General features: G+C 67.1%; 21 protein-coding genes, 1 tRNA gene and 2 rRNA genes (1 of these 24 running past the window's edge). 9 read left to right on the top strand and 15 right to left on the bottom strand.

Going from position 1 to position 23,321, the window contains the following annotated elements; translation table 11 throughout:
- The 3 genes from RAH32_RS09085 to RAH32_RS09075 all read left to right on the top strand — a co-directional run.
- A 23S ribosomal RNA gene (locus RAH32_RS09085) occupies positions 1 to 1,172 on the top strand (it extends 1,663 nt beyond the left edge of the window).
- Between the two features lie 95 nt (positions 1,173 to 1,267).
- A 5S ribosomal RNA gene (gene rrf, locus RAH32_RS09080) occupies positions 1,268 to 1,382 on the top strand.
- A gap of 63 nt (positions 1,383 to 1,445) precedes the next feature.
- Positions 1,446 to 1,522, top strand: a tRNA-Met gene (locus tag RAH32_RS09075).
- On the opposite strand, the gene RAH32_RS21505 is transcribed toward RAH32_RS09075, so the two are convergent.
- The 13 genes from RAH32_RS21505 to RAH32_RS09015 all read right to left on the bottom strand — a co-directional run bounded on the left by RAH32_RS21505 (position 1,479) and on the right by RAH32_RS09015 (position 14,160).
- Positions 1,479 to 2,165 carry a hypothetical protein gene (locus RAH32_RS21505; protein WP_373429700.1) on the bottom strand — a complete coding sequence of 229 codons (687 nt, stop codon included), beginning with the start codon at positions 2,163 to 2,165 and terminating at the stop codon, positions 1,479 to 1,481. The genes RAH32_RS09075 and RAH32_RS21505 overlap by 44 nt on opposite strands.
- A complete protein-coding gene (locus RAH32_RS21500) occupies positions 2,152 to 3,021 on the bottom strand; it encodes a recombinase family protein (protein ID WP_373429689.1) in 870 nt (289 codons plus the stop codon). Before RAH32_RS21500 ends, RAH32_RS21505 begins: the two co-directional genes overlap by 14 nt.
- A gap of 12 nt (positions 3,022 to 3,033) precedes the next feature.
- Positions 3,034 to 3,171, bottom strand: a complete 138-nt coding sequence (locus RAH32_RS21495; protein ID WP_373429688.1) for a recombinase family protein — start codon at positions 3,169 to 3,171, stop codon at positions 3,034 to 3,036.
- Between the two features lie 640 nt (positions 3,172 to 3,811).
- Positions 3,812 to 7,204: an error-prone DNA polymerase gene (locus RAH32_RS09060; RefSeq protein WP_306607290.1), complete on the bottom strand. Its 3,393-nt coding sequence runs from the start codon at positions 7,202 to 7,204 to the stop codon at positions 3,812 to 3,814.
- On the bottom strand, positions 7,201 to 8,688 hold the full coding sequence (locus tag RAH32_RS09055) for a Y-family DNA polymerase (protein ID WP_306607288.1): 1,488 nt from the start codon (positions 8,686 to 8,688) through the stop codon (positions 7,201 to 7,203). The genes RAH32_RS09060 and RAH32_RS09055 overlap by 4 nt, the downstream gene beginning before the upstream one ends.
- The gene (locus RAH32_RS09050; protein ID WP_306607286.1) at positions 8,615 to 9,259 is read right to left on the bottom strand and encodes an ImuA family protein; all 645 of its coding nucleotides are present in this window, start codon (positions 9,257 to 9,259) and stop codon (positions 8,615 to 8,617) included. The genes RAH32_RS09055 and RAH32_RS09050 overlap by 74 nt, the downstream gene beginning before the upstream one ends.
- A 160-nt stretch (positions 9,260 to 9,419) precedes the next feature.
- Entirely contained in the window at positions 9,420 to 9,647 is a 228-nt protein-coding gene (locus RAH32_RS09045) for a hypothetical protein (RefSeq protein WP_306607284.1), read from the bottom strand.
- A gap of 126 nt (positions 9,648 to 9,773) precedes the next feature.
- A complete protein-coding gene (locus RAH32_RS09040) occupies positions 9,774 to 10,040 on the bottom strand; it encodes a hypothetical protein (protein ID WP_306607282.1) in 267 nt (88 codons plus the stop codon).
- Positions 10,041 to 10,042: 2 nt separating this feature from the next.
- Positions 10,043 to 10,327 (bottom strand): hypothetical protein, encoded by a 285-nt coding sequence (locus RAH32_RS09035; RefSeq protein WP_306607280.1) that lies wholly within the window; start codon positions 10,325 to 10,327, stop codon positions 10,043 to 10,045.
- A gap of 66 nt (positions 10,328 to 10,393) precedes the next feature.
- Complete coding sequence (locus RAH32_RS09030; RefSeq protein ID WP_306607278.1) at positions 10,394 to 10,783, bottom strand: hypothetical protein; 390 nt, start codon at positions 10,781 to 10,783, stop codon at positions 10,394 to 10,396.
- Positions 10,780 to 11,166, bottom strand: coding sequence for a hypothetical protein (locus RAH32_RS09025; protein WP_306607276.1), 387 nt, complete (start codon positions 11,164 to 11,166; stop codon positions 10,780 to 10,782). The genes RAH32_RS09030 and RAH32_RS09025 overlap by 4 nt, the downstream gene beginning before the upstream one ends.
- A complete protein-coding gene (gene cas3 / locus RAH32_RS09020) occupies positions 11,160 to 13,487 on the bottom strand; it encodes a CRISPR-associated helicase Cas3' (RefSeq protein WP_306607274.1) in 2,328 nt (775 codons plus the stop codon). Before cas3 ends, RAH32_RS09025 begins: the two co-directional genes overlap by 7 nt.
- Positions 13,488 to 13,872: 385 nt before the next feature.
- On the bottom strand, positions 13,873 to 14,160 hold the full coding sequence (locus RAH32_RS09015) for a hypothetical protein (RefSeq protein WP_306607272.1): 288 nt from the start codon (positions 14,158 to 14,160) through the stop codon (positions 13,873 to 13,875).
- Between the two features lie 191 nt (positions 14,161 to 14,351).
- Between RAH32_RS09015 and RAH32_RS09010 the strand changes: the two genes are divergently transcribed.
- From RAH32_RS09010 to RAH32_RS09000, 3 genes are all read left to right on the top strand, one after another.
- Positions 14,352 to 15,443, top strand: coding sequence for an ABC transporter ATP-binding protein (locus tag RAH32_RS09010; RefSeq protein ID WP_306607270.1), 1,092 nt, complete (start codon positions 14,352 to 14,354; stop codon positions 15,441 to 15,443).
- Between the two features lie 72 nt (positions 15,444 to 15,515).
- Complete coding sequence (locus RAH32_RS09005) at positions 15,516 to 16,541, top strand: Fe(3+) ABC transporter substrate-binding protein (protein ID WP_306607268.1); 1,026 nt, start codon at positions 15,516 to 15,518, stop codon at positions 16,539 to 16,541.
- A 103-nt stretch (positions 16,542 to 16,644) separates the two neighbouring features.
- Entirely contained in the window at positions 16,645 to 18,240 is a 1,596-nt protein-coding gene (locus tag RAH32_RS09000; protein WP_306607739.1) for an ABC transporter permease, read from the top strand.
- Positions 18,241 to 18,304: 64 nt separating this feature from the next.
- On the opposite strand, the gene RAH32_RS08995 is transcribed toward RAH32_RS09000, so the two are convergent.
- A complete protein-coding gene (locus RAH32_RS08995) occupies positions 18,305 to 18,931 on the bottom strand; it encodes an arylesterase (protein ID WP_306607737.1) in 627 nt (208 codons plus the stop codon).
- Positions 18,932 to 19,013: 82 nt separating this feature from the next.
- Here RAH32_RS08995 and RAH32_RS08990 point away from each other — a divergent pair, with 82 nt between their 5' ends.
- Both RAH32_RS08990 and RAH32_RS08985 read left to right on the top strand, forming a co-directional pair.
- Complete coding sequence (locus RAH32_RS08990) at positions 19,014 to 19,712, top strand: ABC transporter ATP-binding protein (protein ID WP_306607266.1); 699 nt, start codon at positions 19,014 to 19,016, stop codon at positions 19,710 to 19,712.
- A complete protein-coding gene (locus RAH32_RS08985) occupies positions 19,709 to 22,219 on the top strand; it encodes an ABC transporter permease (RefSeq protein ID WP_306607264.1) in 2,511 nt (836 codons plus the stop codon). The genes RAH32_RS08990 and RAH32_RS08985 overlap by 4 nt, the downstream gene beginning before the upstream one ends.
- Positions 22,220 to 22,264: 45 nt before the next feature.
- Here RAH32_RS08985 and RAH32_RS08980 read toward each other — a convergent pair whose 3' ends face one another.
- Positions 22,265 to 22,447 carry a hypothetical protein gene (locus tag RAH32_RS08980; protein ID WP_306607262.1) on the bottom strand — a complete coding sequence of 61 codons (183 nt, stop codon included), beginning with the start codon at positions 22,445 to 22,447 and terminating at the stop codon, positions 22,265 to 22,267.
- 186 nt (positions 22,448 to 22,633) lie between these two features.
- Between RAH32_RS08980 and RAH32_RS08975 the strand changes: the two genes are divergently transcribed.
- Entirely contained in the window at positions 22,634 to 23,263 is a 630-nt protein-coding gene (locus tag RAH32_RS08975) for a hypothetical protein (protein WP_306607260.1), read from the top strand.
- Positions 23,264 to 23,321: the final 58 nt, after the last annotated feature.

The raw sequence follows: 23,321 nt of genomic DNA, 5'->3' as shown, positions 1-23,321 counted from the left end.
AGTTCGCGAGAAGGAGGCCCGATTGGTGCGCAAGCATTGGTCGGGGGCACAAACCAGGGGGTGGCGACTGTTTACTAAAAACACAGGGCTCTGCGAAGCCGCAAGGCGACGTATAGGGTCTGACGCCTGCCCGGTGCCGGAAGGTTAAAAGGAGAGGTGCAAGCCTTGAATTGAAGCCCCGGTAAACGGCGGCCGTAACTATAACGGTCCTAAGGTAGCGAAATTCCTTGTCGGGTAAGTTCCGACCTGCACGAATGGCGTAACGACTTCCCCGCTGTCTCAAATGTGGACTCAGCGAAATTGAACTGTCTGTGAAGATGCAGACTTCCCGCGGTTAGACGGAAAGACCCCATGCACCTTTACTACAACTTCGCACTGGCATCAGGATTGCGATGTGCAGGATAGGCGGTAGGCTTTGAAGCGGGGACGCCAGTTCCCGTGGAGCCGTCCTTGAGATACCGCCCTTCGCTGTTCTGATGTCTAACCGCGGCCCGTTATCCGGGTCCGGGACCCTGCGTGGTGGGTAGTTTGACTGGGGCGGTCGCCTCCCAAACAGTAACGGAGGCGCGCGAAGGTTGGCTCAGAGCGGTCGGAAATCGCTCGTTGAGTGCAATGGCAGAAGCCAGCCTGACTGCAAGACTGACAAGTCGAGCAGAGTCGAAAGACGGCCATAGTGATCCGGTGGTCCCGAGTGGAAGGGCCATCGCTCAACGGATAAAAGGTACGCTGGGGATAACAGGCTGATGATGCCCAAGAGTCCATATCGACGGCATCGTTTGGCACCTCGATGTCGGCTCATCTCATCCTGGGGCTGGAGCAGGTCCCAAGGGTATGGCTGTTCGCCATTTAAAGAGGTACGTGAGCTGGGTTTAGAACGTCGTGAGACAGTTCGGTCCCTATCTGCCGTGGGTGTTGGAGACTTGAGAGGAGTTGCCCCTAGTACGAGAGGACCGGGGTGAACGTTCCACTGGTGGACCTGTTGTCGTGCCAACGGCAGTGCAGGGTAGCTATGAACGGACAGGATAAACGCTGAAGGCATCTAAGCGTGAAGCCCCCCTCAAAACAAGGTCTCCCTTGAGAGCCGTGGAAGACCACCACGTCGATAGGCCGGAGGTGTAAGCGTGGCAACACGTTCAGCTGACCGGTACTAATGGCTCGATAGGCTTGATTTGATCCGGAAGAAGGCAGACTTACCCCTTCCTCCAAAAGCATCCTTGGACAACATCTTCCCGTGCAAACGGGAAAACGCTGAGCGTGTCTTTCCCGGTCTGGTGGCCCTAGCGCGAGCAAAACACCCGATCCCATCCCGAACTCGGCCGTTAAGTGCCGCCGCGCCGATGGTACTGCGTCTCAAGACGTGGGAGAGTAGGTCACCGCCAGACCTGGAAAGACACGCAAAACCTCTCTGACACGATGAAAAAACAACCCGATCAGGACAACAATGGCGCGGGGTAGAGCAGCCCGGTAGCTCGTCAGGCTCATAACCTGAAGGCCGCAGGTTCAAATCCTGCCCCCGCAACCAACTGAAGCGAAGACCCAGCCGCCTCATACGAGGCGGCTTTTTTGTTGTCCGCCACGCAGAGCAGCGCCACCAGATCGCGCTGAAGGTCGAGGTCGTGGCGTGCATCCGCGGCGTTCCAGCACACCCTGATCTTCTCGATCAGCCGGTGCAGTTCATCCGACGCGCGCCCGACGACTTCGCCGCCAGATAGCGTCCGCGCCAGATCCTCGACGTGGGCCCGGTAGAGCACCGAAAGATCCTCTGGAATTATGATCACCGTGCCGGCCTCGGCTGCGACCTCTGCCCGCAGGGCGGCCAGCTGCTCTTCCGTCTCGGTCAGCCATTCGAAGAGCGACGGGTTGGCATGGCCCGCGCCGATCGCCTCGCGGAACCCCTGCCGCTTCTGCTCCAGGCCACGAAGGACGCTGTTGCGCCGGGCTATACGGTCCGCCGCGCCGCGGTTCTGCTCGGCCAGATGGCGGGTATAGTCCCTGCGGAATTGCGCCACGGCTTCCTCGGTCATCAGCGCCTCGCGCAGCCCGTGGAGGATAATCCCCTCGACCGCCGCCTTGCGCAGTCCCGGCATGCCGGTGCAGACCGCCGGGCCCTTCTGCTTGGCATTGGCGCAGTAGTAGCTCTTGGAACTGCCGCTACCGGCGACGATCAGCGCGCCGCCGCACTGGCCGCAGAAGAGCAGCCCCGAGAGCAGATACTTGCGCCGCCGAGCCGCGCCCCGCGCCGAGGCCCTGACGGTCCGGGCCCTCGGCTCGCGCGATCGCCTTCTTCGTGGCGCGTTGCCGCGCCTTTACTGCCTCCCACAGCTCCTGCGGCACGATGCGCAGTTCAGGCACCTCCTGGCAGACCCAGTCTGCTTCGGGACGCAGGCGCGAGACCCGCTTCGAGGTGGCTGGGTCCTTGCGGTATTCCAGCCGGTTCCAGACCCGCCGGCCGATGTAAAGCTCGTTGTTCAGGATGCCGGTGCCGCGCCGGACATGGCCGTTGATGGTGTTCTGCATCCAGTGACCGCTCCCGGAGCGGGCGCGCGGGGCAGGGATGGCCTCCCGGTTCAGATCGGTCGCGATCCTCATCGGCGACTGCCCTTCGGCATAAGCGCGGAAGATCCGCAGGATCGTCTCGGCTTCCTCCGTCACAATGGTCAGGCTCCCGGCACCGTCCTCGCCACTGCCGGCGACCGTGGCGTAGCCATAGGCGCGGCCGCCGCCCGAGCCTCCGGCCTCGACCCGCGCCTTAAGCCCCCGGTGGGTCTTGGCGCGAAGGTTGTCGATGAACATCTCGGCCATGGTCGAGGTGATGCCGATCCTGAGCTTGTCGATCTCGCCGGCATCGACCGTGTGGATGCCGATCCCATGGAAGCTGGCGATGGCGTAGAACTCGGCGGTGTCCTTCATCGACCGGCTGATCCGGTCGAGGCTCTCAGCCAGCACCAGGTCGAAGCGGCCGGTGGCCAGGTCGGCGGACAGGCGCAGGAAGTCCGGCCGGTCCGAGCGCGTGCCCGACATCGCCTCGTCGGCCTATTCCGCCACCACCTGCCAGCCCTCGGCCTGGGCCAGCGCCCGGCAGCTGGCGATCTGGTCACGCACCGAATTGGGGTTCTGCAGGTCGGTCGAATAGCGGGCATAGATCGCCACGCGGCCAGGGGAATGGTGCATCGTCAGAACTCCTGTTCGCGGCAGAATAATCGGGACTGTGGAAAGCGGCCAAGCCGAAAGCGGCATGGGTCGTGCCAGCGCGCCGACAGTCTCGCTAGAATCCGACGCATTCCGCGGGTTGCGCCGGCCCATGCTCCGGCTCGTGTCGATCCCACTCCACCGGGCGGCGTCCTGGGTTCCTTCAAGGTCTTCCCCGCTCCGCGATCAAGTCGATGAGTTTCTGGAGGTGCATGGGCTTCTCGTTCGGGTCGGGACAACCGAAAACCGACCGCGGTCCCGGAAGCGCTTGCGCCGAAAGCACTGACCAGGGAGCGCGCCGGGGCCATGCCCGGCGCATCATGTCTGACACCTGATGCAGGAAGATCGGGCGCGCCGGGATCGGAGCAGCAGAGAGATCGCCGGCGCGCCAGCACCGCCACCCGTCAGGCGGCGGATGGGATGGGTCGGGGCACCCGCCTGGTGCGGGGCTCGACAAGGGTTCGTTGTGATGCCCCTATCTGCGGCGGCGAGGCAGAGTGAGATGATGGTGCTGGACAGATCGGCAGCAGGGTGCATCGCGGATCATTGTCGAAGATCGAAGCTGAGAAGCACCGTCAGGCCGGCAAGCTCCGCTGCACGATCACCCTGACCGTCCTCTCCATCACCGGAAGTCCCGGCTTCCGAACCCGCCCTTCTCCACCATCCTTTGCCAACGAGGCATCTCCCGCAGGCTGCCTCCTGCCGGCCGCTTCGTCTCGTCCGCTCGTCCATCATTGGCCTCCAAGACCGTTCCACGCCCCAGCGTGCCCAACAGGTGCGAGGCGTCCTCGATCCTCTCGGCCACCAGATGCACCACCGGCCCGTCGCGCTCGATGCGGCCGGTGACGCGCAGCAGGCGTCCAGCCAGGACGGCGGCGCGGTGGGTCTCGTAGACGCGGGACCAGACCACGACGTTGGCGCATCCCGTCTCGTCCTCCAGCGTGAGGAAGATCACGCCCGAGGCGGTGCCGGGGCGCTGGCGGGTGATGACAAGACCGGCAATGGTGACGCGGCCTCGGGCGCTGGCCAAGCCTGCATGGGGAAGGGTGGCAGGCAGGCAGGGGCGGAGCAGTTCCAGTGGGTGGGCGCGGAGCGACAGGTGCAGGGCGATGTAGTCTGCGATCACCTCCTGGCCCAGGCTCATGGGCGGCAGGATCACCTCCGGCTCCTGGCCACCCTCACCGTCGATGCCGAACAGCGGCAGGGGCGCGGGTGCCCGCAGGGCGCGGGCGGCCCAGAGGGCGTCGCGCCGAGGCAGGCCCAGGGTGGCGAAGGCATCGCCCTCGGCCAGACGCTCCAAGGCGTCCGGGCGCAAGCCTGCGCGCCGCCACAGGCTTTCCACATCTGGATAACCGTTGCCGCGGGCCGCGGCGATCCAGGCCGCGTCTTCTTCCCGCAAGCCCTTGATCAGGCGAAACCCCAGCCGAAGGGCCAGGCTTCCGTCCGGGCGCGGCTCCAGCGTGCAGTCCCAGACCGAATGGTTGACGGATACGGGCCGGATCTCGACCCGGTGGTCGCGCGCGTCGCGCACCAGTTGGGCCGGGGCGTAGAAGCCCATCGGTTGGGCGTTCAGCAGCGCGCAGGTGAAGGCGGCCTGGTGGTGGCACTTGAGCCAGGCCGAGACGTAGACAAGGCGGGCAAAGCTCGCCGCATGGCTTTCAGGAAAGCCGTAGGAGCCGAAGCCCTCGATCTGGGCAAAGCAGCGCATGGCGAAGTCGGCGTCATACCCGCGCTCCAGCATCCCCGAGACGAAACGGTCGCGAAACCCGCCGATGGTGCCCATGCGCTTGAAGGTGGCGAGGGAACGGCGCAGCCGGTCGGCCTCGGCGGGAGTGAAGCCTGCGGCCACAACCGCGATCTGCATGGCCTGTTCCTGAAACAAGGGCACGCCGTGGGTGCGGTGGAGCACCTCCATCAACGCGGGGCCGAGATCCTCGACCGGCTCGCGGCCCCTGCGGCGGTTGAGGAAGGGATGCACCATCCCGCCCTGGATGGGACCAGGGCGGACGATGGCGACCTCGCACACCAGGTCATAGAAGGTCCGCGGCCGCATCCGGGGCAGAAAGTTCAGTTGCGCCCGGCTTTCCACCTGGAACACTCCAATGGCGTCGGCGCGGCAGAGCATGTCGTAGACCGCCGAATCCTCGGGCGGGACCGTGGCCAGGGACAGGGACTGGCCGCGATGATCGGCCAGCAGTCCGAAAGCCTTGCGGATGGCGGTCAGCATCCCCAGGGCCAGGATGTCCACCTTCAGCAGCCCCAATGCGTCGATGTCGTCCTTGTCCCACTCGATCACGGTGCGGCCGTCCATGGCCGCATTCTCGATGGGGCACAGTTCGTCGAGGCGTCCCTGCGTGATGACGAAGCCGCCGACATGCTGGCTGAGATGGCGTGGAAAGCCAAGGATCTCGGCGACAAGCCGGGCGGTCAGGGCGACACGACGGTCCGAAGGATCAAGGCCTGCCTCGCGCAGCCGGTCCTCGGATGGCGGGGACGAGGCAAAGCCCCAGATCTGCCCCGACAAGCGCGCCAGCGTGTCCTGGCTCAGCCCCATGACCTTGCCCACCTCGCGGATGGCGGCACGGGTTCGGAAATGGATGACGGTGGCGGTGAGTCCTGCCCGATGGCGGCCATAGCGGTCGTAGATCCACTGGATCACTTCCTCGCGCCGCTCATGCTCGAAATCCACATCGATGTCAGGGGGTTCGCCACGCTCCTTGCTGATGAACCGCTCGAAGATCAGGGTGATCGATTCGGGCGGCACCTCGGTCACGCCCAGCAGGTAGCAGACCACCGAGTTGGCGGCCGAGCCGCGCCCCTGGCACAGGATGCCCTTCGAGCGGGCGAAAGCCACGATATCATGGACGGTCAGGAAGTAAGGCGCATACTCCACTTCGGCGATGAGGCGCAGTTCCTTGTCCATGCGCGCCGCGATCTTCGGGGGCGGACCCTCGGGATAGCGCCAGGCCAGCCCCTCGCGCGCCAGCCGTTCCAGCCGTGTCTGCGCCGGCTCGCCGTCCTGCGTCTCGTCGGGATACTGATAGCGCAGGTCATCCAGACGAAAGGCGCAACGGGCGGCGATCTCCAGCGTGCGGCGGATGGCGGCCGGATGGCGGTGGAACATCCGCGCCATCTCGGCCCCGCTCTTGAGACGCCGTTCGCCGTTGGGCAGGGCACGGGTGCCGATGGTGTCGATGGTGCAGCCGATCCGCAGGCAGGTCAGGACATCGGCCAGAGGGCTGCGGGACGCGCGGTGCATCAGCGTGTCGCCTACTGCCACCAGCGGCAGGTTCACCGCCTGCGCCAGTTCCGCCAGCCGGTTGAAACGCGCGGGATCGCGTCCGTCATAGCGGGGCGCCGCGCCGAGAAAGCCCATGCCTGGAAAGGCCCGCGCCACCGCCAGAAGATCGGCGCGGACGCGGCAGTGAAGGTCGGCCTCGCCTTCCAGCGGATCGGGCGGCACAGCGATCAGGATCAGTCCCTGCGCCCCGTCGAGAAGGTCGGCGCGGGTCAGGCGGCACTGCCCCTTGGGGGCGCGACGCTTGCCCAGCGACAGCAGCCGGGTCAGCCGCGACCATGCGGCGACATCGGTCGGCAGCGCTACCCATTCGGTCACGCTGTCGGTCAGGACCAGTCGCGCGCCGGGGATCAGCCGGGGCAGCAGGCGCGGGCGCGGTCCCGGCGCTTCGGTGGCGGCGGAAAGATGCGCGACCGGCTGGCGGCTCGAATGGTCCATCACCCGGCGCGAGCGCACCTCAGGCCCCTCCTGACCCGCGGCGGCCCAAGCCTCGTCCTCCAGACGCCCCAGCTCCTTCAGGGCCGAGAAGGCCCGCACCACCCCCGCGACCGAGTTGCGGTCGGTGATGGCCAGCGCCGCCAGCCCCAGTTCGGCCGCGCGCGTCACCAGCTCCTCGGGGTGCGAGGCGCCAGTCAGGAAGGTGAAGTTGGATGTCACGCAGAGTTCGGCGTAATCCACCTGACCCCCGTCCGGGCCGGAATGGTCCCCAAGGCTCACGCGAACTCTCCTTGAACATGCCAGGCGCCGCCCGACTGCGGGGTGGTGAACAGCCAGAGCCGCGGCCCTTCGCGTGTCTCGATCCGCCAGTAATCGCGGATCCCAGTGCGCCAAGCCGGATCGTCGATCCACCATTCAGGGGCGATCCGCTCGGGGCCGGTGGCGCGGTGTGTCGTCAGGTTCATCCGCCGCCAGCGGAACCGCGCGGGCGGACGGCCGGGACCAGGGGGAGGGCTGACCTCGGCGGGTTCGGGCGCGAAGATCACGATCGGCCGGGGCGGGCCAGGCTGGGCAAACCCGGCGGCGGGTTCGCTCCGGGCGGCGGGTGCCAGAAGGAAGCTGCGTTCGGGAATCCGGCTGTCGGCGGGCAGTGGGCGCAGCACCCGATCGAAGCCCAGGCGGTTGCCTAGGCTGGACATCAGGTCGGCCAGCGCATCGCCGCTTTCCGCCATGGGCCCGCCGCCCAACTGCTCGGGCGCCAGCGGCTCCACCACCGGCGCGGTCAGGCGCAGCGCGTCGATGCCGAAGCCCGCGTCCACCTCGTCCACCCCCCTGCGGAACAAGGGGGCGATCCGACTGGGGTCGCGCATCGGGCGGGCAAGGCCGATCTCCACCCCGGCCGTGCCCCGGTCCACCCGACGCAACTCCAGCCGCAGCCGCCGCGCGCCGCTGTGGTGCAGGGCCAGCATCGCGCAGAGTCGGTCGAGAAGCCGCGCCAGTCCCGTCATCACGTCCTCCTGCCGGCCGATCGGCTCGGGCAGGGTCATCCGCACCCCGAAATGCGGTGTCTCAGGGGCGGGAGAAACCGGCTCCGGCTCCACGCCCAACGCCTGATCCAGGCGGCGGACGAGAGCGGGACCGAAGCGGTGCGCCAATGCCGCGCGGGGCAGGGCAAGAAGATCGGCAATCCGGGCGAGGCCCACGCGGGTCAAGGATGCGGCGGTGGCAGGGTCGAGACGCAGCGCCGCGACCGGCAGGGAACCCAGATGCGCGGACAGTCCACCTTTGGGGATGATCCCGCCCCCGTGCCGGGCCAAAGCCCAGGCTGCGCCTCCGGTGCCGGCCAGCGCGCTTTGCGCCTCCAGCCCCGCCTGCTCCAGCCGGGCGTGAAGGTCGGCGCGCAGTTCCTCCTCTCCGCCGAACAGGTGGGCCACGCCGGTGACATCGGCCATCAGCCCGTCCGCCCCGTCCACGGCGACCAGCGGCGCATAGCGCCCTGCCCAGCGGCAAAGGCCCGCCAAGGCGCGAGTCTCGTGCTCAGGGTCGGCGGGCCGGGTCACAAGATCGGGACACAGCGCGCGGGCATTGGCCAGTCCCATGCCGGGGGTCAGGCCCCGCGCCGCAGCCGCGCGGTTGAGGCAGCGCAGACGCTCGGCTCCCCTCTGCCGCAGGGTCAGCGCGAAAGGTCCTTCAACGGGCCGGTGCCGCAGGCTCAGATCGCTCGCCAGCCGCGGAAACCAGATCGAAAGCCGCCGACGCGCCATCCCAGTCCACCATCCACGTTCCTGTTGTTCCCTTTTTGTTCTTTGTAACGCGCCATATGTGCCCTGTCGAGGCGCGCCCGTCCAGTGGCGCCGGTGCGCAGGTCCAGCGCGTCTCGGCCGCAGGGCTGCCGTGGCTGTCCTTCACCAGCATCAGCCCGGTAGTGTCCCCGGACTTTGCTGCCAGTTGCAGCCGCCGCCCGGCGGTCAAGGACAAGGGTTCCAGCGGTTCGGCGATCACCAGCCCGACCGGCGCCGCGCGCAGCGTTTCCTCCACCGCCCAGAGCAGGTCGGTCTCGGACCGGGGCGTCAGCAGATGCAGCCGCGCTCCCACGTCGCCTGGCAGGGCAGGTGGCAGGGGACGGTGCAGCGCATGGGCCCGCAGGATCCACACCAGCGGGCCGGGATGGCGCAATGCCTGGAACACCGCAAAGGCGCGGCGGCCGGAACCCTCGGCCTCATGCATCCGGGCAGGCGCAAGGGAAAAGGGGTTGGATGAAGTTGTCAGCCCGGCAGAGCCGGAAATACGGAAGGTGGCCAGGGTCATCGGCGGCCCGGACGCGCGAAATCGCATGAAACCAAACCTTGTGCGCGGGGGCAGGGCGACAACTTGTGTGATTGGCTAGGCATGGAACGACATCTGGAATAGCGACGGCAACAATGAAGAACATTGCCAGAACATAAGAAATACAGGAAGGGCCTTTGGTCGAACAACAGGATGGATCGCCAGGTGGTCAGGGGCGTAATCCATGATCAAAGGTTCCTCGTTGAGTTGGTGATGGCGGGCCGTGGCAGTCCGGGCGAGCCATGACTGCGACAATCTTCATTAAAAAGGCGATTGCCCGGCGAGGCAGGTAGCCGTAGCCAGGACGCACTGCCCCTGGCGCGTCCCCGGTTGTCCGCTTCGCGGCTTCCCGTGCGGCCTGCTCGGCGATGAGGTCGATGAGTGTCTTGAGGTGCATCCGCGTCTCCTTCCGTTCGGGCCACCAGAACATCCCGCAACGTGTCGGGACCGGAGTGCCGAGAGCGTCGTGAACTTGCAGGGATGCCCGCGGCCCCGTGCCGCGGGCATCGCTCTTCTGGAACCTTCAGACCCGTCCTCTCGTCGGCACGCGCGGCTGCGGCCTCACGCCGATGATGATCGGCGCCTGTCTGCCGCGGCGTGGGTGTTGCGCCCGCTTGGCACGGTTCTCGCTGCGTCTCTTCGGCGCGGCACCCCGGCGCCGGTCGTCGGTGATGGTCGGATCGAGCCTGCCGGTCAGCCGGCCCAGGACGGCCATGGCGGACGGCGGCAGCATGCCGATCGTGGGCGTGCCGCTCCGATGCAGGTCGAAACCGGCATCGTCGACCCGCACCGTCACCCGGCGCGACAGGACGAAACGGCTCGGGCGCCGCAGCCCGGCGCCTGCCAGTCGTTCGGCTCGGGCAGGTGCAGATCGAGGCCGCGGTTCGCATGGCTGGTGGCACTGGTGCCATAGGCGATCGTGACGCGCGGCGCCTCGTCATCCTGGCTCGCGACGCCGATGACGAGGCAGGGACGGGCCTTGGCACGGCCCTCGCCCTCGCCAAGGGGAAACCGGAACGACAGGACGGTGCCGGGGCGCAGTGCAGCGGCCCAGCCGGAAGAAGTGATGGAGGTCATGAGGATCTCTCTATTGATGATGTCGGGATGGGGTGCCGGCGCACGGGCACGCGCCGGCAGGCAGGATCACACGATGCCGCGGCAGCGCCCGATATGGCGTTCGGCGGCCAAAAGGTCGGCTACCCTTTCCGAGGCAGTGAGGCAGTCGATCACCGCCTCCAGCAGGGGGCCAATGGGAGGCGAGGTGTCGGCATCGACCCGGTCCCGGAGGTTCTTGGCCAAGCCGCGCAGGCTCTCGCGCGCGTCCTTCGTGAGCGCCGTGCGGTTCTCCGCGATCTTGCGGAGGTCGTCGAGTTCGCGACGCAGCGCGTAAGCCGTGTCGCCGTCGAGCGCCTGCGCGCGCGCATGCGCATGCCGCGCCGCCGCAATCGCATCGGCACCGATGTCCTCCAACCGCTCAAAATCGGTCGCAGACTTCTGTTCGACCAGCAGCTGATGACGAGACGGGGCGATCATGCGCGATCTCCCGTCGGCTGTCCGCTCGCCGGAGCCGCAGCGGGCCTGCGGGCCGGACGCCACCAGCCGGTGCGCCGGTCGTGGGCGCGGTGTGCGCGGCGTTCGTGGCGCCGCTCGGCTGTGATGTCACGCAACGCATGCAGGCGGGCGCGCTCTGCGTGCAGCCGCGCCAGCGACTGCACGCACAGGTGTCCGACGACCGGGGAGCCTGCATCGACGCTCAGGCCGGGATGCTGCGGGGCCAGGCTGACACGGCGCCCGAGTTCGAAGCGCACGGGCCTGGCGAGACCGGCATTGCGAACTTCGTCGAGGCGCGTGATCCGCAGGGTGCCGGCGCGGACCGGTTGCGCGACATCGTCGATACCCGGCGCCACGGTCAGCACGCGCCATCCGCCGATTGTGAGAGCGCGAGGCTGTCCGCCTGCGTCTCCCCCTCCACCCAAGGCACCAGCCGCCCGCCCTGCCAGCGCGCCAGCAGCAGCCGCCGCACCGGCTGGCCCAGGCGGGTCGGGAACTCGCTGTCCTCCCAGCCGCCTGCGCCTTCGCGGAAGTCCTTGCCGAAGTCGAGCGCATTCCGTGCGCCCTGCGCCCGCGCGGCATGGTTCTTGCCTTCGGCTTCCATCTCTGCCTTCAGAAGCACCTCCGGCACGTCTCCTGCGTCCCCGCCATGGGCCGCCTCGATCAGGCCGCGCAGGTCGCCCGGCGGCTCGATCCTGCCTGCGCGGAACAGGGTATTGGCCGTCCGCCATTGCAGGGCCAAGGGATAGACATGCGCGCCCGCCCCCAGCACGGGCTGGAGCCAGCGCGCGTCCGGCACCTCGAACGGGTCAGGCGACAGCACATGAAGCACGGGCTCGGGGACGGCCCGTGACCCATGCGGCCGCAGGTCCATGTGCCGCCACAGCCGCCCCATCCGCTGGATCAGCGCGGCCATCGGCGCGAGGTCGGAAACCATCACGTCGAAGTCCAGATCCAGGCTCGACTCCAGGATCTGCGTGCCGACCAGCACCCTTCCTGCCCGATCCCGGCTTTGCTTTCCGAACCGGCCGAGCGCCGCCGCCTCGTGCCGCTTTCGGTCCGTCAGGGCGAAGCGCGCGTGCAGAAGGTCCGCTTCCACCCCTCGCGCACGGAGCGCTTGGACGGCGGCGATCGCCTCATCCACCGCGTTGCGGATCCAGACGCAGGCCGCGCCCCTGGCGGCCCGGTCCGACAGCAGGTCCACCGCCGCGTCCACGGACCCGATCCGTTCCACCCGCACTGGGCCACGTTTCCCGGTGCGGCAGGGCAGGGCAGGCGCCTTGACCCCGGCGACGGTCAGCGCCGGATAGGCCTGATCCGTCAAGGGTGCCGACTGCCGTCCCGCCCCTTCCTCGAAGGCCGCCATCAGCCGCGTCCGCAGGCCGAGCGGCAGCGTTGCGGTGAGCAGGATGGCCGAGCCGCCCATCGCGGCATGGACGTGCAGCAGCGTCACCAGCAACTCCTGCAGGTAAGGATCGCCCATCTCATGAACCTCATCGACGATCAGGATCTTCGACGAAAGGCCGTAAAGCCGCAGGCAGGAATGGCGGGTCGGCAGCACGGCCAGCAACGCCTGGTCGATGGTGCCCACGCCCACATCGGCCAGGAGCGCCCGCCGCCGATCCTCTGCCAGCCAAGCAGAGCAGCCCGGTTCGTCCGGGCTTGGCCGCTCACGCCCGATCAGGTCGCGGAACCCGACCGACAGCCCCGCCCGCCCATGCGCCAGGGTGAGCGATGGACCCCGCGCGAACATGCGGCCGATGCAGTCCCTGTTGCGCAGGAACATGGCGTCCGCTGTCGCCATGGTCGGCAAGGCAAAGAAAAGACCGCGGCCCTTGCCCGCCTCCATCATCCGCTGCGCCAGGATCAGCGCGGCCTCTGTCTTGCCGGCGCCGGTTTCATCTTCGATCACAGCAAGCATGGGGCCATCCCGCAGCGCCACGGCCGAGCAGGCTTCCTGCATGGGGCGAAGGTCGAAGTCGAAAAGACGTGCCGTCGATGGCGCGGGCCAGGCGAAGCCAGCCTTTGCGACCGCTTCTGCCGCCTGAAGGCGCGTCATCGCCAGATAGTCGGCCGGGGCAAAAACAGGCGGTTTCGCCCCAAACCATTCGGCGTTCGATCCGATCCAGTCCGCCGCCGCGATCAGGCCGGGCAGCCACCAGCACAGGCGGATCATCTCGTCACGGGTCAGGTCGGCCAGCGAGGCCTGCGGCCAAAGGTCTGAAAGCTCTTGGATTACTGTGGCAGCATCCATGAGCGCCGGTGTGCCGGCGACAGCCTGCATGCGCTTGATCTCGTCCATGGACGCCCTCGGCGGGCGGCCATGATGCCCCGCCGCTGCGGCATAGAGCGAGAATCGCCATGTTTGGCGGACGCCGCCCCAGATGGTTGCCAGTAGCGCGTCGTGATGGCGCAGCAGTGCCTCTGTCACCTTCCAATGCGCGCCGTGATGCTGCGGGGTGCCGTTTAGAATGCAGTCGCGGAACGGACCCCCGATCTTGCCGAGGACATGCAGGGCCGACAACAGAATAAGCGCGTCTTTCCATGGCTTCGACAAGTCCCAAGCAGCCAGCAGCATCTCGGTCACAGCGGCAACGTCCAGCATGTGATAGACTGCAGGGTGGTGCAGCCTGCCCGGCACCTGCGGGCTCTTGCCGGGCCAATTTGCTATCCATGCGATCTTCATGTCAGAGCCATTGTGTGTATGTGGCAGAACTCGCAGTCATTGATCCGCAACATGGCTCCTCGATGCCATATGCGGCAAGACTGATATCCAAGACCAACCGTGCACCGCGATCATGGTCCGCATGGACCAAGCCCCGACCACTACAGGAGGCTAGCCAAGGCCATTCCGGTACGCCCGAAAGCCGCGAGGTTTGCTATCAACACATGTGGGAGGGGTGCCTATAGCTTTCGGTCATGACGGGCGTTCATGACGCAGACATTGGCGGTGTCAGACCTCCGCAGCCAGCAAGATTTTCACTACAAACAGAAAAGTGCTTGCAGAGGCGCTTGTTGGCGTTACCCAAAAAGGGTTGTAAGTCATCATTTGGAACGCCGATCGCTTTGGCTCATGTCGCTATGACATATGTGCGGCAACCTTCCCATAAAGGTGTTCGAGGGCTAACAATTAAACATGTTCGCCATAATCCAAATCCTGCCCCCGCAACCAACTGAAGCAGAACCGCCCCGCGCTGATAAGCCGGGGCTTTTTGCGTGTCTGCCTTCCCCAACATCACGACCAGATCGCCTTCGAGTTCCAGGCGGTGGACCGTCATCGCCGCATCCCAGCGGACGGTGATGCGATCAATGAGGCGGTGCAGCGCCTCGGTGGCCCGCTCGCCCAGCACCCGCTCCATCTTGAGCCTCGTTCCAAACGCGGCGGTATTCCTCAACGAAGGCCGCAATGATCTTCGGATGCAGAAGACGCTCCTTCAGGCCATCCAGAACGTGGGTCTCGGGCTGGAGAATATCCGCCTGATCGGATAGCACCGGTGGTGAGGCTGGCGCCCCTGGGCGTTGCAGCCGGGATGAAACTGGAAGGCCATGCATGCTTGCCAATCCGGCATATACGCTCGAGCTTGAACATGTGTCGCGGTATTTCGACGGCCGGGCTGTCCTGTCGGACATCTCGCTTGCGATCCCGCCTGGCAAGATCACCTGCCTCCTGGGACAATCGGGGTGCGGCAAATCGACGCTGCTGAGGATCATCTCTGGTGTGGATCGTCCCGACCCCGGCGGCCGTATCTTCCTGGGCGGCACGGAGGTGGCCGGACCGGAACGTTTCGTCGAGCCCGAAAACCGCAGGATCGGGTTCATGTTCCAGGATTATGCCCTGTTTCCCCATCTGACCGTCGCCGACAACCTGGCCTTCGGGCTGCGCCACCTGTCGAGGCAGCAGCGTCGCGAGCGTGTGATGGAGGTCGTCGAACGGATCGGCTTGACTCATCTGCTGGACCGCTATCCCCATTCTCTGTCAGGGGGCGAGCAGCAGCGGGTGGCTCTGGCCCGCGCGCTTGCCCCGCAGCCGGCCGTCCTGCTGATGGACGAGCCGTTCTCGAACCTTGACCAGGGCCTGCGGGAACGCGTGCGCCGAGAGACGGTCGATACCCTGCGCAAGACCGGCACCACGGCCATCATGGTCACCCATGACCCGCAGGAGGCCCTTGCCGTCGGCGATCTGATCGTGCTGATGCGGGATGGACGGATCGAACAGGCCGGTACTCCGTTCCAGATCTATGACCAGCCCTGCTCGGCCTATGCGGCCGAGTTCATGGGGCCCTGCAACCGCCTCACGGGCATCTGGTCCAGGGGCCGGATCGAGACGCCCATCGGCACCTTCCTGGCCGACCTGGACTTGCCGGACGGCGCATTGGCACTTGCCTGCATTCGGCCCCAGGCGCTGTCGATCGGACCCGACGGGCAGGGCATCTCGGCCCGCATCATGGCCAAGACCTTCACGGGGGAAAGCGAACAGATCGACATCATGGTTCATCCGCTGGCCCAGACCTTGCGGATGCATTCCCATGTGCGCATCCCCATGGCGATCGGCGAGAAGGTCAGCCTGCAACTGAACGGTGCTCAGATCCATGTGTTTCCAGATGACCCCTCCGGGGAAAATCATCCGGCCGTGCAAAGTTGACGAAAATACTAGACTACCTGCGCCACCTGACATATGACCCCTTGGACAGATTCACAGGTTTCGAGAGGTCACATGAAAACCGCACCGGTCGTCATTCGCGTCGCCCTGGCATCCACAGCCATGATTGCCGCCATGGGCGCGGCCCATGCCCAGGAACTGAACCTCTACACATCCAGAGAGCCGGGACTTGTCGAGCCCCTGCTGGAGGCCTTTACCGAGTCCACGGGCATCAAGGTGAACACGGTCTTCCTCAAGGACGGGCTTGCGGAACGCGTGGCCTCCGAGGGTGAAAGCTCACCGGCGGATCTGCTGATGGCGGTCGATGCCGGCAATCTGGCCGACTTGGCGGACAAGGGCCTGACCCAGCCGGTCGAATCCGATGTCCTGGAATCGGCCATCCCGGAAAACCTGCGCGATCCCGAAAACCATTGGTTCGGCCTGTCGATGCGCGGCCGCGTGATCTATGCGGCCAAGGATCTGGACGTCGACCAGATCACCTATGAAAGCCTGGCCGACCCGGAATGGAAGGGCCGCATCTGCATCCGGTCGGGGCAGCATCCCTACAACACCGCCCTTTTCTCGGCCTTCATGTCCCATCGCGACGCGGCGCAGACCGAGGAATGGCTGACTGGCCTGAAGGCCAATCTGGCGCGGCAGGCGGGCGGCGGCGACCGCGACGGGGCCAAGGACATCCTAGGCGGCATCTGCGACATCGCGATTGCGAATTCCTATTACGTCGGCCTGATGCGGTCGGGGAAGGGGGGCGACGAACAGCGCGCCTGGGGCGATGCGATCAAGGTGATCCTGCCCACCTTCGAAGACGGCGGCACGCATGTGAACATCAGCGGCGCGGCGGTCGCCAAGCACGCCCCGAACCGCGAAGAGGCCGTGCAGCTGCTGGAATACCTGGTCTCGGACGAAGCGCAGAAGATCTATGCCGAGGCGAACTACGAATATCCGGTCAAGCCTGGCGCCGCGATTGATCCGATCATCGCGTCCTTCGGAGAATTGAAGGTGGACCCGACCCCGCTGACTGAAATCGTGACGAACCGCAAGGAAGTCAGCGAACTGGTTGACCGTGTCGGCTTCGACAACTGACGCGCGCGGCGGGGAATCCCCCCGCCGCCCCCTGCCTGCCGTCGCCTTGGCATCGGTGGCCACCCTCCTGCGCCCACGCGGGGGGGCGTGGGCCTTGGCAAGCGTGCTGATCGCCGCGCTGACGCTTGTGCCTGTCCTTGCCCTGGCTTGGCAGGCAGCCCAGGGTTCCGAAGGCCTGTGGTCCCATCTGGCCCGCCATGTTCTTCCCCATGCCTTGGGCCAGACGCTGATCCTGATGACGGGCGTCGGCTTTCTGACCGCCGCGATCGGCACGGGAATCGCCTGGCTGGTCACGGCATATGACTTTCCCGGTCGCCGTTCGCTGGAATGGGCGCTGCTGCTGCCGCTGGCCGTTCCGACCTATATCATCGCCTATGCCTATCTGGACATGCTGCACCCCCTTGGACCGTTCCAGTCGGCGGTCAGGGTGGTGCTGGGCTTTGACAGCCCGCGCGATTTCCGCCTGCCCGACATCCGGTCGATGACCGGGGCGATCCTGCTGCTGGGCCTTGTCCTTTATCCTTACGTCTATCTGCCGGTGCGGGCGATGTTCATGACCCAGGCCGCGAACCTGGTCGAGGTCGCCCATACCCTTGGCACGCCCCGGCGCCATATCCTGTGGCGCGTCGCCCTGCCGCTGGCGCGCCCGGCCATTGCGGTCGGTGTCAGCCTGGCCCTGATGGAGACGCTGAACGACATCGGCGCATCCGAATTCCTGGGGGGCCGCTCGCTGACGATCTCGGTCTATACCACCTGGGTCACGCGATCCGACCTGGCGGGGGCCGCGCAGATTGCGCTGGCGATGCTGGTGCTGGTGGTCGCGCTGATCACGCTGGAACGCTGGGCGCGCCGGAAACAACGCTATTCGGTCAGCGCGCAGCGTGCCCGCAGCATGGCTCGCCAGCCCCTGAAGGGCACCGCCCGCTGGATGGCGCTGGGCCTTTGCCTGCTTCCGGTGCTGCTGGGCTTCGTCCTGCCGGCCAGCCATCTGGCGATCGAGGCCTGGAAGCGGATCCAGTTCGCGGGCCTGTCCGCCCGCCTTGTGACCGAGGCCGGAAACACTTTCACCCTGTCTGCCCTGGCGACCGTCGCCGTGCTGTCCTGCGGCCTTGTCGTCGCCTATACCGCGCGACTCTTTCCGCAGCGGGGGATGCAGGCCGTTCACCGGATGGCGTCGCTGGGCTATGCCATGCCGGGCACGATCCTGGCCCTTGGCATTCTGATCGCGGCAGGGGGATTCGACCGCTGGATCGGCGGGATGGCCAAAGGGGTGCTGGGGCTGGATCCGGGCCTGGTGCTGATCGGATCGGGGCTGGCGCTGGGCTATGCCTATCTTGCGCGGTTCCTCGCGAGCTCGATCGGATCGGTCGAGGCGGGGCTCAGCCGGATCCCGCGCAGCTATGACCAGTCGGCGCGCACCCTGGGGCACGGGATTGGCAGCACGCTGCGCCATATCCACCTGCCGCTGTCCAGGGCGGCGCTGGCCGCGGGCGGGTTGCTGGTTTTCGTGGACTGCATGAAGGAATTATCCGCGACGCTGCTGCTGCGGCCCTTGAACTTCGAAACGCTGGCGACGCATCTTTACGGGGAAGCGGCCCGCGGCACCTATGAGGAAGCCGCCATCGCGGCGCTCGCCATCGTGGTGGTGGGCATCCTGCCGGTGATCCTGCTGGCGCGGGTCGGGCGCGGCATCCAGTAGGGGCGCCGAACGTGGCGCGAAAGGACAACAGAATGGAGTGTCCTGTCCGCCACAGTCGATGGCATCAACGCTCGATCCCGTCCAGCCAGGTGTCCACGGCCGGTCCCAAGGCCTCGACGATGGCCTGGACGCCGGCGGCGTCGGGATGCAGGCCATCGTCCTGCATCAGCCCATCCAGTCTCTCGCCCGCCCTGTATCGTTCCGTGATGGGCGCAAGCAGGTCGGGATACAGCGCCGCGCCATGCTGCCGGGCGAGATCGGGAAACATGGCCGCGAAATCCCGCTGGAACTCGGGTCCGAAATTGCCCGGTGCGGACAGGCCGACCAGCATTGCGGGCACCCCTTCGGTCGCCAGCCGCGCCAGGATCGCGTCCAGGTTGGCGCGGCTGGTCGCCGGGTCGATGCCACGCAGCAGGTCGTTGCCGCCAAGCGCCACGATCATCGCGTCAGGCTCGTCGGCCAGCGTCCAGTCCAGCCGCGACAGCCCGCCCGCCGTGGTGTCGCCGCTGACGCCTGCGTTGATCACGATGACGTCATGGCCGGCCTTTCGCAGCCAGTCCTGCAATTGCGGCACCAGCCCTTGATCGGCAGGCAGGCCATAGCCCTGCGTCAGCGAATCCCCAAGCGCCACCAGTTGCAGCGGTTCTTGGGCGAATGCGGGAACAGGCGCCGCCAGCAGGCCAAGCGCCATGAAAATCCCGCGCCAGCGTGGCTTGTTCGCGCGCCGCCAAGGCTTAGATGGCAGGAAATGCAGGCATGGGGGAAGAATTGTCATGATGGGTCCGGTTCTGTCGCTGAGGGATGTCCACCTGACCCTGCAAGGCAATGCCGGGCCGGTCGCGATCTTGCGGGGCATTTCGCTGGATGTCCACCAGGGCGAGACTCTGGGCCTGGTCGGGCCGTCCGGGTCGGGCAAGTCGTCCCTGCTGATGCTGATGGGCGGCCTGGAACGGGCGACCGGCGGCACGGTGCAGGCCCTGGGCCATGACATGACCGCCTTGGACGAAGATGCGCTTGCCCGGTTCCGGCGCGGCCGGATGGGCGTGGTCTTCCAGTCCTTCCACCTGATCCCGACGATGACCGCGCTTGAAAACGTCGCCACGCCCCTGGAACTGGCGGGCCATGCCGACGCCTTCGACCGCGCGGCGGATGAATTGGTGGCCGTCGGTCTGGGCGCGCGGATGGACCATTATCCCGCACAGATGTCAGGGGGCGAACAGCAGCGGGTGGCGCTGGCCCGCGCGGCCGCGCCCCGACCCGCGATCCTGCTTGCGGACGAACCCACGGGCAATCTGGACGGCATCACCGGCGAGGCGATCATGGATTCGCTGTTCGGTTTGCGCGACCGGCACGGGGCGACCCTGGTCCTGGTTACGCACGCCTCTGACCTGGCGCTGCGCTGCGATCGGGTGCTGCGCCTGCGCGACGGCCGGATCGAAGGCGAGGATCGTCAGCAACAGGCGGCCCAATGACGCCGGGCTGGCGCATTGCCCGGCGCGAATTGCGGGGCGGCCTGGCAGGCTTCTGGATCTTTCTTCTGTGCCTGACATTGGGGGTGGGCGCCATTGCCGCGGTCGGATCGGTGCGCGCGGCGCTTGAATCCGGGCTTGCGCGGCAGGGGGCGGTGCTGCTGGGGGGCGACGCCGCGCTGCGGCTGACCTATCGCCGTGCCACCGACGCCGAACGCGACTGGATGGCGGAACATGCCCGGCAGGTGTCCGAAGTCGTCGATTTCCGGTCGATGGCCGTGGTGGGCGACGATCGTGCGCTGACCCAGGTCAAGGGGATCGACGATGCCTGGCCGCTGCGGGGGCAGGCCCGGTTCGAACCGCCCCTGGCCGTGGCCGAGGTCCTGGCAGGCCGCGACGGCCTGCCGGGGGCGGCGATGGATCCGCTTCTGATCGACCGGCTGGGCTTGCGGATCGGCGACCGCTTTCGCCTGGGGGTGCAGGATTTCGTGCTGACCGCCGCGCTGACCCGCGAACCCGATGCGCTGAGCGGCAGCTTCGGCCTTGGCCCGCGCACGCTTGTCGCGACCCAGGCACTGGCGGATTCGGGGCTGCTGTCGCCCGGCACGCTGTTCGAAACCAGCTATCGCCTGACATTGCGCCCCGGCGACAGCCTGGACGGGCTGCGGGCCGCAGCGACCCGGTATTTCGATGACGGAATGCGATGGCGCGACAGCCGCCGGGGCGCGCCGGGCGTGGAAACCTTTGTCGAACGGCTGGGGTCGTTCCTGGTCCTGGTGGGTCTTGCCGGGCTGGCCGTGGGCGGGGTGGGCGTGTCGGCGGCGGTGCGCAGCTATCTGGACGCGAAAACTCCGGTCATTGCCACGCTGAAGACCCTGGGGGCCGAGGGGCGGACGATCTTTGCGATCTATTTCCTCCAGATCGGCGCGCTGACCCTGCTGGGGGTTCTCGCGGGCCTGGTCCTGGGGGGGCTTGCACCCCTGGTCGCAGCCCCCTGGCTGCAATCGCGCCTGCCGATCCCGGCGGAATTCGCGCTTTACCCCACCCCCCTGGCCGAGGCCGGGGCCTACGGCATCCTGACCGCGCTGATCTTCACCCTGCTGCCGCTGGCCCGTGTCGAACGGGTGCGCGCGGCAGCCCTGTTCCGGGGCATCGGGGCCGAAGCCCGCGCCTGGCCCCGCAAGCGGTATCTGGCGGCGCTGATGGCGGCGGTGCTGGCGCTGATCGGAACGGCGGTTGCCTTGGCCTCGCTGCCGTGGCTGGCCTTGTCCGTCGCGGGGGGCGTGGTCGCGGCGCTTGCGGCGCTGTGGCTGGCGGCACAGGGATTGCGCGCGCTTGCCCGGCGGCTGGCGCGCCATCCCGCCCTTCGCGGACGCCCCGTGCTGCGGCTGGCGGTGGCGGCGGTCGGCAATCCGCGTGAGGGGGTTGCAGCTGTGGTCCTGTCGCTGGGCCTGGGTCTGTCGGTGCTGGCCACGGTGGGCCAGATCGACGCCAACATGCGCCGCGCCATCGCGGCGGAACTGCCCGACCAAGCGCCGTCCTTCTTCTTCATCGACATTCAGCCCGACCAGTTGGCGGGGGTTCTTGACCGGCTGGACGGCGATCCGGGCGTAGGGGCGGTGGATACCGCGCCGTCTCTGCGCGGGATTGTCACCGCCATCAACGACATTCCCGCACGCAATTGGGGCAATCATTGGGTGTTGCGAGGCGACCGGGGCGTCAGCCACGCCGCCGCGCCACTCCCTGGCACGGAATTGACCGCCGGCGAATGGTGGCCCGAGGATTATGCAGGCCCCCCGCTGATCAGCTTTGGTGCGGATGAGGCTGCGGAGCTAGGCCTGTCGCTGGGGGACCGTGTGACAGTGAACATCCTGGGCCGCGACATCACCGGCACCGTCGCGAACTTCCGTCGCCTGGATTTTCGCAGCGGCGGCATCGGCTTTGTGATGATCTTCGACAGCGCCACCCTGGCCGGTGCCCCCCAGACCCATATCGCCACGGTCCATACAGACCCCGCATCCGAAGCCGCGATCCTGCGGGATATCGGAGCGGCCTTTCCGAACGTCACCGCGATCCGCGTGCGCGACGTGGCCGACCGCGTGGCCGAGGCGATGGGCGCCCTTGCATCCGCCACATCCTTGGCGGCGCTTGCGGTTCTGGCGACGGGCTTTGTCGTGCTGATCGGGGCCGCAGCGGCGGGCGAACGCGCCCGCGTGTTCGAGGCGGCGGTGCTGAAGACCCTGGGCGCTACGCGGGCCACGGTGCTGGCAAGCTTTGCGCTGAGATCCGCGCTGATGGGCGCGGCGGCCGGGCTGGTCGCGGTTCTGGTCGCAGCCCTGTCCGCCTGGGCGATCCTGACGCAGGTGATGGAACTGGACTACCGCTTCGCCCCCGGCTCCGCCCTTGCCGTCATCGCCGGGGGTGTGCTGGCGACGCTCGCCGCAGGCCTGGTCTTTGCCCTGCGCCCCCTGTCGGCGCGCCCTGCCCGCGTGCTGCGCGCGCAGGAATAGCTGATGGGGGGCATCACGGTCCCGGCCGAACCGGGACCATGAGCATCAAAGCTCTGACGACGGTTTGCGCAGTTCCGGCTTGGTCGGATCCCTGTATCCCGCATGTTCGTCGGCGGGAACGGTGTGTCCGGTATCCCGCGTCGTTCCCCGCACGCCGTCGGGCAGGATACCCTCGTTTTTCGGGGGGTGATCGTCGCGGGTCGTCTGGATGTCCTTGTCCTGGGCCATGGGTTTCCTTTCGGGTTCCTTGAGCCGGCGGCCACTCAGACGGGCGGCCACGGACAGGCAAAACGATGCGCAGGTCGCTTTTGTTCCTGATCCGCAGGCGGCGGGCAATGCCGCAGGGCTGTAAACCCTATCTTAAGGGGCTTCCTCTAGGCATGTTTTCAGCCGTATCGCCGCAGGAATCGCCGCATGACAGACCAGACACCCATTCCGCCAGCCACCAAGGAACCCCTGCTTTACGGCGTGGTGGATGTCCTGCGCGCCGACCGGGTGGCGGGCTGGGTGATCGACCGGACCGATCCTGCGCGCAATGCCACCGTCGAGATACGCCGCGAGGGGAGGCTGGTCGGGACCGTGACCGCCAACCGCCCGCGCAAGGATCTGGAACGCCAGGCGGTCGGGACCGGATCCTATGGCTTCGCCTTCACCTTCGATCCCCCGCTGGAAGAGGGGATGGAGTTCACGGTCGCGGTCAAGGCCAGGTCGCAGGACGGGGCTGAACTGGTCCTGCAACCGGTTGCGAATGCCGCCCGGACGATCTCGGCCGAAAAGCGGGCGCTTGGCCGCATCCTGGAAGAACTGGCGGATCTGCGCGACGACATGGGCGACTTGCGGCGGAACCTGGCAACGGCTGAACAGGGCCGCCAGCCTTTCCAGGAACGGCTGGAACTTGTCCAGCTACGGATTGAAGCGGCGATATCGACCATGGCCGCGCCACCGGAAAAACATTCCGGCTGGCTTGCCGCAACCGCCATAGGCGGCGCCATCATTGCCGTCGGATCGCTGGCTATCGGCATTATTTCGCTTTTTTCCGGGTGACTGGGCTTGGCCTGCCGGATGTGAGAAGGCCGAACTCCAGCAGGGCCGTCCCATCCGC

The organism is Paracoccus yibinensis (assembly GCF_030846195.1).
Taxonomy (GTDB): Bacteria; Pseudomonadota; Alphaproteobacteria; order Rhodobacterales; family Rhodobacteraceae; genus Paracoccus; species Paracoccus yibinensis.
This window is presented reverse-complemented; position numbering and strand designations above follow the sequence as displayed.